Annotated in this window: 8 protein-coding genes; 6 read left to right on the forward strand and 2 right to left on the reverse strand. The window is 62.8% G+C overall.

Translation table 11 applies throughout. The features are described 5' to 3' along the window. The gene (gene tyrS / locus VB672_RS11895) at positions 1 to 1263 is read right to left on the reverse strand and encodes a tyrosine--tRNA ligase (protein WP_329784409.1); all 1263 of its coding nucleotides are present in this window, start codon (positions 1261 to 1263) and stop codon (positions 1 to 3) included. Positions 1264 to 2381: 1118 nt separating this feature from the next. Here tyrS and VB672_RS11900 point away from each other — a divergent pair. After that, positions 2382 to 3665, forward strand: a complete 1284-nt coding sequence (locus VB672_RS11900) for a calcium-binding protein (protein WP_329784410.1) — start codon at positions 2382 to 2384, stop codon at positions 3663 to 3665. Positions 3666 to 4181: 516 nt separating this feature from the next. After that, positions 4182 to 6566 carry a M10 family metallopeptidase C-terminal domain-containing protein gene (locus tag VB672_RS11905; RefSeq protein WP_329784411.1) on the forward strand — a complete coding sequence of 795 codons (2385 nt, stop codon included), beginning with the start codon at positions 4182 to 4184 and terminating at the stop codon, positions 6564 to 6566. Between the two features lie 111 nt (positions 6567 to 6677). Here the strand turns inward: VB672_RS11905 and VB672_RS11910 are convergent, their stop codons facing one another. Further along, entirely contained in the window at positions 6678 to 7334 is a 657-nt protein-coding gene (locus VB672_RS11910) for an alpha/beta hydrolase (protein ID WP_329784412.1), read from the reverse strand. A gap of 233 nt (positions 7335 to 7567) precedes the next feature. On the opposite strand from VB672_RS11910, the gene VB672_RS11915 reads away from it, so the two are divergent. The 4 genes from VB672_RS11915 (at position 7568) to sufD (ending at position 12481) form a co-directional block, all read left to right on the forward strand. Then, complete coding sequence (locus tag VB672_RS11915; protein ID WP_329784631.1) at positions 7568 to 8740, forward strand: cysteine desulfurase family protein; 1173 nt, start codon at positions 7568 to 7570, stop codon at positions 8738 to 8740. Positions 8741 to 8807: 67 nt separating this feature from the next. Beyond that, the gene (sufB, locus tag VB672_RS11920) at positions 8808 to 10280 is read left to right on the forward strand and encodes a Fe-S cluster assembly protein SufB (protein ID WP_329784413.1); all 1473 of its coding nucleotides are present in this window, start codon (positions 8808 to 8810) and stop codon (positions 10278 to 10280) included. Between the two features lie 133 nt (positions 10281 to 10413). Continuing rightward, entirely contained in the window at positions 10414 to 11166 is a 753-nt protein-coding gene (gene sufC, locus VB672_RS11925; protein WP_329784414.1) for a Fe-S cluster assembly ATPase SufC, read from the forward strand. A 1-nt stretch (position 11167) separates the two neighbouring features. Further along, a complete protein-coding gene (gene sufD / locus VB672_RS11930; RefSeq protein WP_329784415.1) occupies positions 11168 to 12481 on the forward strand; it encodes a Fe-S cluster assembly protein SufD in 1314 nt (437 codons plus the stop codon). Positions 12482 to 12552: the final 71 nt, after the last annotated feature.

The following is a 12552-nucleotide window of genomic DNA, read 5'->3' on the forward strand; positions in this document are numbered from 1 at the left end:
TCAGACAGCGCGCAGGAGCACGTGCTTCTTCTTGCCGAAGGACAGCTTGATCACGCCCTCGGCTGTCAGATCCGACATACTCAGGGTGCCACGCTCGTCCGAGACGGTCTGATCGTTCACCTTCAGGCCGCCGCTCTTCACCTGCCGGCGCGCCTCGCTGGTGGAGGGGACGAGGGAGGCATAGTCGGGCCCGAAGGCCGCGAGCACGCCGAGGCCTGCCTCGAGCACCTGGGTTGCGATCTCGATCGTGGGCAGGCTTTCCGCGAGCGCTCCCTGTTCGAAAGTCTTGCGCGCGGTGTCCGCCGCCAATTCCGCCGCCTCGCGGCCGTGGAGGAGGGCCGTGGCTTCCGTCGCGAGAACCTTCTTCGCCTCGTTGATATCGGCGCCCTGGAGGGCTTCCAGCCGGGCGATCTCGTCCATCGGCATAATGGTGAAGAGCTTCAGGAAGCGGCTGACATCCGCATCCTCGGTGTTGCGCCAGAACTGCCAGTAATCGTAGGGGCTCAGCATGTCGGCGTTGAGCCAGACCGCCCCGGAGGCGGTCTTGCCCATCTTGGCCCCGGAGGCGGTGGTCAGCAGCGGGCAGGTGACTGCATAGAGCTGCGGCGTGCCCAGGCGGCGGCCGAGATCGATGCCGTTGACGATGTTGCCCCACTGGTCCGACCCGCCCATCTGCAGGATGCAGCCGTAGCGCTTGTTGAGCTCCACGAAGTCGTAGGCCTGAAGGATCATGTAGTTGAATTCCAGGAACGACAGCTCGTGCTCCCGGTCGAGGCGCAGCTTCACGCTGTCGAAGGACAGCATGCGGTTGACCGAGAAGTGGCGGCCCACGTCGCGCAGGAACTCGATGTAGTTGAGCCTGGTCAGCCACTCGGCGTTGTCCGCCATCATGGCGTCGGCCTTGCCCTCGCCGAAATTGATGAAGCGCGAGAAGACCGTCTTGATGCTCTCCTTGTTGGCCTCGATCTGCTCGACGGTCAGGAGCTTGCGGCTCTCGTCCTTGCCGGACGGATCGCCCACCCGGGTCGTGCCGCCGCCCATGAGCGTGATCGGCTTGCCCGCCCCGGTCTTCTGCAGCCAGTGCAGCATCATGATCGAGAGCAGGTGGCCGACATGCAAGGACGGGCCGGTGCAGTCGTAGCCCACATAGGTGGTCAGCCGGTTCTCGAGGGCCGCCGCGTCGATCCCCTCGAAATCGGAGGTCTGGTGGATGAACCCCCGATTGGTGAGCACCTTCAGGAATTCGGAACGTGGCGCGTTCATGCGAGCCTCTTGTTTTATGCGATGGCGGAATACGCGGCGGCGGGGCCGGGTGATCGCATCCGGACGTTTGGGTTACCTATGGGAAGCGGCTCGGCTCTGGCGATGGACGCCAAGTCAAGCCCGGGACGTCATAGCACGAAGGAACTGACCGACAATAGAAATCCAAACTTGCAGGTCACCGAGTGAGCGCCGTTCGATTCCCGCTCCATCGCTGGTGCATCTTCAAAGGCAATCAGCCTCGCAGGTTTGCCATCGTTCGATCAAGAGTTGTATTGGCCATGCTTCGGGCGAGTACGTTGATCTCTCGATCCATTGTTTCGCAGAGATTTCGTACTCTGGAAAACGAGGCATTTGCAATCAGAACATGTAAAATCATGCAAATGACGGAATGTGTCGAAGCGCACATTATCGATCTTCTGTTATGATGCAACATTACTTGGCTGTGCACAGGATGCGCGGCTTTGGCGGCACTGCGGAATAGCGTCTCGCTAGAGGCGCATCCGCACATAACTGGGGGCAGAATGACATTCTCGATCAACCAGGCATTAGAAGCGTTCTTCAGTGGTAGCGTAGGGTATGGCGGTACCTATCTCGTAAGCGGTCCGATCACGAACGGCGTCGAAGAACCAACCGACTCAGCAACTGACGGTGGCTATGTCGACCCAGAATGGGAGACCGCCACGGACGAAGAAGGGTGGACATACTGGATCGACCCAAATGGAAATACTTGGCTAGAGATCAACGGGATAGCCACAGCCAACGGAACGGCTGATATGGGCCCCTTCTTGCAGTATGATCCCAACAACTCCAATCCCTATTATCCTCGTTGGGACGACGACAATAACTTTCAGCCGCCAAAGCCATTCGAACTCTTCTACAATGATGGTACCGCCTGGAGACCGTACTTCATCGATGCGTGGGGATATCACTACAGCATCGTTCACGGACATCCCTGGGAAGGCCCGGATGCTGTCTACGGTTGGCCATCCCTTTATCCGTCAATTGTTAATGATGATGGCTCTGTCGATCCTCCGATCGAGTGCAATCCGGATTTCATCAATCAGGATGACGGTGACGATGAAGGCGATGTTTGCACCCCCGACGGTGTCGAGAAGGGTGTGCTCATCATTCGAGTCAACGAGACTCAAAGCCTCGTGGTGACGGCGACCTTAGGCAGTTCCGGAAATGACTCGATCGCTGGCGCGGGCATCGTTTTCGGCGGCAACGGCCACGACTTGCTCGCGGGCGCTAGCGGTGCCGACGTTCTCGACGGCGGTTCGGGCAGCGACAGTCTCAACGGCGGCGCAGGGGCCGATGTGCTGAGTGGCGGCGCCGACACCGACATGCTCAACGGCGGCGGCGGGGCGGACGTCCTCGACGGCGGCGACGGCTATGACGGGGTGACGTTCGCCGGCGCCACCAGCGGCGTCACGGTCGATCTCGTCACCAACCAGCATGGCGGGTACGCGGCCGGCGTGACCATCGTCAACGTCGAGTCGGTGCAGGCCACCAACTTCGCCGACCGGCTCGTCGCCCGCGAGCGCGGCAACGGGCTCGGCACCGATCTGCACGCCGACGGCGGCAACGACACCCTGATCGGCTCGGCCGGCCAGGAGGGGCTGTTCGGCGGCGAGGGCGACGACTGGTTCGACGGCCGCGACGGGGCCGACACGATCCACGGCTGGACCGGCCACGATGCCGTGCACGGCGGCGACGGCAACGACAGCATCTATGGCGGGGCCGGCAACGACTGGCTCAGCGGCGGCGACGGTGCCGACCTGCTCGACGGCGGGGCGGATTGGGACACGGTGTCGTATCTGGGCGCCACCAGCGGCGTGACGGTGGATCTGACCGGCAATGCCAATGGCGGCGCGGCGGCGGGTGACGTGATCAGCGGCGTCGAGGTGCTGCAGGGCTCGAACTTCGACGACCGGCTCACCGGGATCGATCTGGGCAACAATGTCGGGGTGCAGCTCTACGGCGAGGGTGGCATCGACTGGCTCTACGGCCGGGGCGGGGGCGATTACCTGTCGGGCGGCACGGGCGGCGACTGGCTCGACGGCGGCGGCGGCAACGACATCCTGAACGGCGGCGCCGGGTTGGACTACTTTGCCTTCTCGACGGCGCTCGGCGGCAATGTGGACACGATCCAGGACTTTGACCCCTATGCCGACACGATCGCGCTCGACTATGCGGTGTTCAAGATCCCCGGCTCCTCCGTGACCGGCACGGCGTTCAAGCTCGGGGCGGCGGCGACCACGGCGGCGCACCGGATCGTGTACAACCAGGCAACGGGTGAGCTGTTCTACGACGCTGACGGAGTGGGCGGGGCGGCGCAGGTCAAGTTCGCCGTCATCGCCAACCACGCCCAGCTGAACAACACGGACTTCCTGATCTGGTAAGCACAGCATCCGCCGGCGATCCCGGCTTGGAGACCAAGACCAGAAGGCGCGGCAACCGCCGCGCCTTTTGCATTCCAGCGTCGCTCCCAGGTCTGAACAGGTTCGACGGCATGGGTGGGGCCCTGTCAGGCTGCGGCGTCGAGGCCCTCAAAATCGGAGATCTGGTGGATAAAGCCCCTGCTTGGTGAGCGCCTTCAGGAATTCGATTTCGAGGCGTTCATCGTTTGTCTCAATCTTGCTGTGTCGGTGTCAGGGGAAGCCTCTTTCAGGTTTACGCGATCACTTCACCCTCGAAAAAGCGCAACCAGAAGTGAAGTAAATCGCAGAATATGCAACGTAAGAGGAAAGCTTGACAGCAATGGTTCGGAGGTAAACAATGTAATTACATTTCATTAAGAAATGAGGGCGACCATGTGCTACGCTTGCCTTACTCGAGGAACATCCACGTCCTGGTCGAATTTCGATCATAGATCCGATGAAGTCAGGGCCCTGCAATGGATACGGCAGGCAACTGCCGTGGAGGGCCCGAATGCTTCCGCGGCAGGGCTCTACGACGATTATGCTGCCATGGCGGCTGGATCGCCCTGGAGCGATGCATGGGACTGGGCTACGGGCAAGGTCGGGGATCTCTACAACACGGTCTACAACTGGGTGTCGGACAATGTTTCCAGAGCCCCGATCGGACTTTTCTCGACCCTCGCGAGCGTGGCCCCATATGCGATGTCGGGTGTCCGATTCAACGTTCCCAAAGGGATCGACGGCGACGTTCTCGCACTTCTGTCCGGGTCCCAGTGGAACGGCACTTCGATTACCTACAGCTTGCCGGATTCTCGTCTCGACTATCAATGGAGCAATCCGAGTGCGAACGGTTATCGGCCCCTGGCCTTCGACACCGAGCAGGCGGTTCGTTATGCCCTCGAAGGGTACAGCCCCTATCATGGCGGACCGAAGATGGGCCTCTCGTCCGTTGAGGGTGTGACCAATCTCTCGCTGTCTTATGCCGGTCGCAACGGCGGAACCCTTCAAATCGCGGGGTTCAATCCGAACAGCGTTATCAATCGCAGCCACGGTTATTATCCGGGCGTTCCGATCTATGGCGGGGACGTCTGGCTGGAAAGCAAAGCGGGTTTACCGGGGACCTACAGCTACATGGTCGTGCTGCATGAGCTTGGCCACTCTCTCGGTCTCAAGCACCCTCACGATTCGGGCGGTTCGCTGCCCACGATGAGCAGCGTACACGATTCGCCGGAGTACACGGTCATGTCCTACGGCTATCTGTGGGACAAACCCCAGACATTCATGCAATACGATATCGCTGCCCTGCAGGTACTTTACGGCGCCGATTTTGTGACCAATAGCGGAAACAGCGTCTATACATGGTCACCGGAAACCGGCGAGGCATTCGTCAACGGCATTAGGCAGGGTGCGCCCGTCACCAACAAGATTTTCATGACGATCTGGGACGGTGGCGGAAACGACACCTACGATCTCTCGAATTACTCCGGTGACCAAACGATCGACCTCGCGCCCGGCGGCTACAGCAAGTTCTCTCAGACCCAGCTCGGGATGAAGACCTCCAAGACCTTCGTGAACGGCAACGTCTACAACGCCTTCCAATACCGCGGCGATCCGCGCTCGTTGATTGAGAATGCCAACGGCGGATCGGGCAATGACAGCATCAAGGGCAATGTCGCGGACAATGTACTCAACGGCAACGGCGGCGCCGATGCTCTGACTGGCGGCGAGGGCAACGACCGCCTTAATGGCGGCTCTGGCAGCGACAGTCTCAACGGCGGCGCAGGGGCCGATGTGCTGAGTGGCGGCGCCGACACCGACATGCTCAACGGCGGCGGCGGGGCGGACGTCCTCGACGGCGGCGACGGCTATGACGGGGTGACGTTCGCCGGCGCCACCAGCGGCGTCACGGTCGATCTCGTCACCAACCAGCATGGCGGGTACGCGGCCGGCGTGACCATCGTCAACGTCGAGTCGGTGCAGGCCACCAACTTCGCCGACCGGCTCGTCGCCCGCGAGCGCGGCAACGGGCTCGGCACCGATCTGCACGCCGACGGCGGCAACGACACCCTGATCGGCTCGGCCGGCCAGGAGGGGCTGTTCGGCGGCGAGGGCGACGACTGGTTCGACGGCCGCGACGGGGCCGACACGATCCACGGCTGGACCGGCCACGATGCCGTGCACGGCGGCGACGGCAACGACAGCATCTATGGCGGGGCCGGCAACGACTGGCTCAGCGGCGGCGACGGTGCCGACCTGCTCGACGGCGGGGCGGATTGGGACACGGTGTCGTATCTGGGCGCCACCAGCGGCGTGACGGTGGATCTGACCGGCAATGCCAATGGCGGCGCGGCGGCGGGTGACGTGATCAGCGGCGTCGAGGTGCTGCAGGGCTCGAACTTCGACGACCGGCTCACCGGGATCGATCGCGGCAACGGCCAGGGCGTGCAGCTGTACGGCGAGGGCGGCAGCGACTGGCTTTACGGCAAGAACGGAGGCGATTGCCTGTTCGGGGGCGCCGGCAACGACTGGCTCGACGGCGGCTTCGGTGGCGACATCCTGAACGGCGGCGCGGGGGCGGATCAGTTCAAGTTCTCGAGCGCGCTCGGGGGCGGCAATGTGGATACGATCCAGGACTTCTCCGTCGTCGATGGTGATCGCATTGTGCTCAGCCGCACCGTCTTCATGGATATAGGTTCGGGGACGCTCTCAAGCGTCTATTTCAGCGCAGGCCCGGTCACGAGTTTCGATCACCACATCCTGTACGATCAATCCACCGGAGGGTTGTTCTACGACGTCGATGGCTCGGGCGGCGTAGCGGCGATCAAGTTCGCGGCCGTCACGGCCGGAACTGCACTCAACGCCTCGCACTTCCTCGTCGTGTGAGCCTCGAAGTAACGCAGTCGCTCTCGGCTGCAGGCAGCGGAGAGCCGCATTGCCAAAAACAATGGGCGGGCCCAAAGCCCGCCCATTGACCGCATCGTGTTGTGATCGGCTCTAAGCCGCTTCTTCGGTCGTTCCCAAGCGCTTGTTCAGGTACTCGTCCACCGCGACCATAAGCTCCTCGACCCGGCCGTCGAAGAAGTGGTTGGCGCCGTCGATCACGGCGTGTTCGAGCTTCACGCCCTTCTGGGTCTTCACCTTCTCGATGACGCTGACCACGTCCTTCACCGGGGCGACCCGGTCTTCCGAACCGTGCACGAACAGGCCGGAGGACGGGCAGGGGGCGAGGAAGGAGAAGTCGTAGCGGTTCGCCATGGCGGCGATCGAGATGAAGCCCTCGATCTCCGGGCGGCGCATCAGGAGCTGCATGCCGATCCAGGCGCCGAAGGAGACGCCGGCGATCCAGCAGGCGCGGGCGTCCGGGTTCATGGACTGCGCCCAGTCCAGGGCCGCGGCGGCGTCTGAGAGTTCGCCCTGGCCATGATCGAAGGCACCCTGGCTGCGGCCGACGCCGCGGAAGTTGAAGCGCAGGACGGAGAAGCCGCGCTTCACAAAGTCGTAGTACAGGTTGTAGACGATCTGGTTGTTCATCGTCCCGCCGAACTGCGGGTGCGGGTGCAGGATGATGGCGATGGGGGCGCCCTTCTCCTTGGCAGGCTGGTAGCGTCCCTCGATGCGACCGGCAGGACCCGTGAAGATGACTTCAGGCATATACGCGAACCTCTTGAGCGCCCCTCCATCGGGAGGGGGAAAACATCGAGCGACCTTGACTCCAGGCCGCGGTTCCTCATAAAAGAACCCTTAGAACTATTCTAAAATGTTCCAATGTTTCATAAATCCGTGCGGCGACGGCCATGGGGAGAAACATGGGACAGATGTGGTTGGGGTGCTTTAGCACGGCAACCAGGGTCGATTGCAAGAATTTCGTGAGGCTCCAAGCAGCTATGGCTCCCGGCCAGCGCACATATCTGGACCATAACGCGACCTCGCTCCTGCGGCCGGAGGTGGCCCAGGTGGTCCTGCATGCGCTCCAGCTTCCCGGAAATGCTTCGTCCGTCCATGCGGAGGGCCGCACTGCGCGAGCTGAGATCGAGAAGGCCCGCGAGAAGGTGGCCCGTCTCGTCGACGCCAGGGCGAAGAACGTCATTTTTACGAGCGGCGGGACCGAAGCGGCCAACCTCGTCCTCAGCCCGGGCTTCCGCCGGCTGGGGCAGACAGGGGCGACGAAGCTTCTGGTCGGCGCGGTCGAGCACCCGTGCGTCCTCAACGGCCATCGCTTCCCCGGCGAAGCCGTCGAAATCATTCCTGTTGATGATCGCGGTATCCTTGATCTCGCCTGGCTCAACGCCCACCTGGAGAAGGCAGGCAATGAGCGGGTTCTGGTCTCCGTCCAGCTCGCCAACAACGAGACCGGCGTGCTGCAGCCTGTGGCCGAGGCGGCCCGGTTGGTTCACGCGCATGGCGGACTGATCCACACCGATGCGGTCCAGGCGGCGGGTAAGGTCCCGGTCGACATTGCCGGACTCGGCGTCGATGTGCTGACGCTGTCCGCCCACAAGATCGGCGGACCCAAAGGAATCGGAGCCGTGATTCTCGCCTCCGACCAGTTCGAGGTCGCCGAGAGGCTGATCCGGGGCGGGGGCCAGGAGAAGGGTTTCAGGGCCGGTACCGAGAATGTGGCGGCCATTGCCGGATTCGGTGCTGCGGCCGAGCTGGCGTTGTCGAGCCTGGAGCAGGAAGCCGGGCGGCTTCGGGGCTTGCGGGACGAGGCCGAGGCGCAGGTGCGCCGGATCGCCCCCGAAGCGCTTGTTGTGGCTTCCGACGCTGAGCGGTTGCCTAATACCTTCGCCTTTGCCATACCCGGCCTCAAGGCCGAAACGGCATTGATCGCTTTCGATCTCGAAGGGGTGGCCCTGTCCTCCGGTGCGGCCTGCTCGTCCGGAAAGGTCAAGCGATCGCATGTGCTCGACGCCATGGGCGTCGAGCCCGCCCTGGCTGAGGGCGTTTTGCGTGTGAGTTTGGGGTGGTCGACCACACATGAGGACGTGATCCGCTTCGCGGTGGCGTGCGAAAGGGTGGTCGGCACCTTATATAAGCGGAAGGCGAGCGCGGCCTGACAAGGCCGGTTCGCATTCCAGGTCATCAACCCGCGGCTCTTGAAGCCGTGAGCGGTGGGAGAGACAGATGCCTGCAGTGCAGGAAACGATCGATCAGGTCCGTTTGATCGACGTCGATCAGTACAAATACGGCTTCGAGACCGAAGTCGAGATGGAAAAGGCGCCGAAGGGCCTCAACGAGGACGTGATCCGCTTCATCTCGGGCAAGAAGGGCGAGCCGGAGTGGATGCTCCAGTGGCGTCTCGATGCCTATAAGCGCTGGCTCACCATGAAGGAGCCGAACTGGGCGCGCGTGTCGTACGATAAAATCGACTACAACGACATCTACTACTATGCTGCGCCGAAGAAGAACCCGGCGCCGAAGTCCCTCGACGAAGTGGACCCTGAGATTCTCAAGACCTATGAGAAGCTCGGCATCCCGCTGCGCGAGCAGGAGATCCTGGCCGGCATCGAGCCGGAGCGCCGGGTTGCCGTGGACGCGGTGTTCGATTCCGTCTCTGTCGCCACGACCTTCAAGGAAGAGCTTGCCAAGGCGGGCGTGATCTTCATGCCGATCTCCGAGGCAATCCGGGAATATCCCGATCTCGTGCGCCAGTATCTCGGCTCGGTCGTGCCGGTAACGGACAACTTCTTCGCAACCTTGAACTCGGCCGTTTTCACGGACGGTTCGTTCGTCTACATCCCGCCGGGCGTGCGCTGCCCGATGGAGCTGTCGACCTATTTCCGCATCAACGAGAAGAACACCGGCCAGTTCGAGCGGACGCTGATCATCGCCGACAAGGGCTCCTACGTGTCGTATCTCGAGGGCTGCACGGCGCCCAAGCGCGACGAGAACCAGCTTCATGCGGCGGTCGTTGAGCTGATCGCCCTCGACGATGCCGAGATCAAGTATTCCACGGTCCAGAACTGGTATCCGGGCGATGCCGAGGGCCGGGGCGGCATCTACAACTTCGTGACCAAGCGCGGCGATTGCCGCGGCAAGAACGCGGTCATCACCTGGACCCAGGTCGAGACGGGCTCCGCCATCACCTGGAAGTACCCGTCCTGCATCCTGCGCGGCGACAACTCCCGGGGCGAGTTCTACTCGATCGCGGTGTCCAACGGCATGCAGCAGGTCGATTCCGGCACCAAGATGATCCATCTGGGCAAGAACACCACGAGCCGGATCATCTCGAAGGGCATCGCGGCGGGCAAGTCCGAGAACACCTATCGCGGTCTCGTGTCCGCCCATCGCAAGGCGACCGGCGCGCGCAACTTCACGAACTGCGACTCGCTCCTCATCGGCAACCAGTGCGGAGCGCACACGGTGCCCTACATCGAGTCGAAGAACGCGACCGCCGTGTTCGAGCACGAGGCGACCACATCGAAGATCTCCGAGGATCAGATGTTCTACTGCCAGCAGCGCGGCCTCTCGGAAGAAGAGGCGACGGCGCTCATCGTGAACGGCTTCGTGAAGGACGTCCTGCAGCAGCTCCCCATGGAGTTCGCGGTCGAGGCGCAGAAGCTGATCTCGATCTCGCTCGAAGGCTCGGTGGGTTAATCGAAACATAGCCCCTCATCCTGAGGAGCCGCCGAAGGCGGCGTCTCGAAGGACGAGGGGCGTCACGCTGAAATCATCCTTCGAGACGCGCGCAGAGAGCGCTCCTCAGGATGAGGGTTTTAGGAAAACTACAATGCTCGAAATCAAGAACCTCGTTGTCCAGATCGATGACAAGCGCATTCTCAATGGCCTCAATCTCACCGTGAACAAGGGCGAGGTGGCCGCCATCATGGGGCCGAACGGCTCGGGCAAGTCGACCCTGTCCTATGTGATCGCCGGAAAGGAGGACTACGAGGTCCTCGACGGCGAAATCCTGCTCGACGGCCAGAACCTGCTCGAGATGGAGCCGGATCAGCGCGCCTCCGCCGGCGTGTTCCTGGCCTTCCAGTATCCGCTGGAAATCCCCGGCGTCGCCTCGATGACGTTCCTGAAAGCCACCCTCAACGCCCAGCGCAAGGCGCGCGGCGAGGATGAGCTGACCACGCCCGATTTCATCAAGCGCGTGAACGCCGCCGCCCAGCAGCTCGAGATTCCGAAGGACATGCTCAAGCGCGCGCTGAACGTCGGCTTCTCCGGCGGCGAGAAGAAGCGCATGGAAATCCTGCAGATGGCGCTGCTCCAGCCGTCCTTCTGCATCCTGGACGAGACGGATTCCGGCCTCGACATCGACGCGCTGCGCGTCGTTTCCGAGGGTGTGAATGCGCTCCGCTCGCCCGACCGCGCCTTCCTCGTCATCACGCACTACCAGCGCCTCCTAAACCACATCGTGCCGGACAGCGTGCACGTGATGCATGGCGGCCGCATCGTGAAGTCGGGCGGCAAGGAGCTGGCGCTCGAACTTGAGGCGAACGGCTACGCCGACTACCGCGAAAGCGAGGCCGCGTAACATGGCTGACGTTACCCTGATGAAGACGCCGGCGGAAACCGCGCTGGTGCAGGCCTTCGAGAGCGCGAAGACAGCGTTGCCCGGAAACGGGGAGTCGCGTGCTCAGGCCTTCGAGCTTTTCACCCAGAGGGGCCTCCCGCACCGCCGGGTCGAGGAGTTCAAGTACACTGACCTGCGCGCTCTCCTGCGCGAGGTTGCTCCTTTCGCCGCCACCCCTTCGGCCGATGAGGCCCGGGCCGCTCTGGCTGGCGCCAGGGTGCTCGCCGGAATCGAGGCGCTCCAGGTGCCGTTCGTGAACGGCCATTTCGTGCGCGAGGCGGTCGATTTCCATGCTCTTCCGGAGAATGTCGAAATCGTGCCGCTGGCGGAAGCTCTGGCGAACGGCCACGAATGGCTCGCGAAGCTGAGCCCCGTTCCGTGGGCGAACGACAATCCGGTCTACCAGCTCAACACGTCGTTCATGGCTGACGGCGTTCTGATCCGTGTGGCTGGCCCGGTCGAGACCCCGGTCCATCTGCGCTTCGTCACGTCTTCGGCATCCGCCGTTGCCAGTGCGACCCGCGTTCTCGTGGTCGTGGAGGAGGGTGCATCCGTGACCCTGCTCGAAACGCACGAGAGCACCGACGGCGCAAACCACCAGCCGAACGACGTGGTGGAAATGATCGCCGGGGACCGCACCAACGTGCAGCACGTGCGCGTCAATGCCGAGGGCGAAAAGGCGCTGGCTCTGTCCACCCTGGCCGCCAGAATCGGCGGCGAGGCGGTGTTCAACAGCATCAACGTGGTGGCAGGCGCTGCGACCTCACGGCACCAGGTTTTTGCCGTTCTCGACGGCGAGAACACGAATCTTCGCGTCAACGGTGCGACGATGCTCAAGGGCACCCAGCACGGCGACTCGACTCTCGTGGTCGAGCACGGCGCTCCTCATTGCGAGAGCCGTGAGCTGTTCAAGACCGTCATCGACAACGAGGCGACCGGCGTCTTCCAGGGCAAGATCATCGTTCCGCATCACGCCCAGAAGACCGACGGACGCATGATGTCGGCGGCGCTCCTCCTCGAGGAGGGTGGTTCCATGAACAACAAGCCGGAACTCGAAATCTTCGCCGACGACGTGCAGTGCGCCCACGGCGCCACCTGCGGTCAGCTCGACGAGGATCTCCTGTTCTACCTCATGGCCCGCGGTCTGCCGAAGAAGCAGGCCGAAAGCCTCCTGGTTCAGGCCTTCCTGGGCGAGTCCCTGGAATTCGTCGAGAACGAGACCGTCCGCGAGGCGCTCGTCGAGACGGTCGAGGGCTGGCTGAAGGCGCGAGCATAACCCTCCTCGTCATGCCCGGCCTCGTGCCGGGCATCCACGTCTTTGCTTCGCGCCGACGTGGGAAGACGTGG

Origin of the sequence: Microvirga sp. CF3016 (assembly GCF_036314085.1) — a bacterium.
GTDB lineage: Bacteria > Pseudomonadota > Alphaproteobacteria > Rhizobiales > Beijerinckiaceae > Microvirga.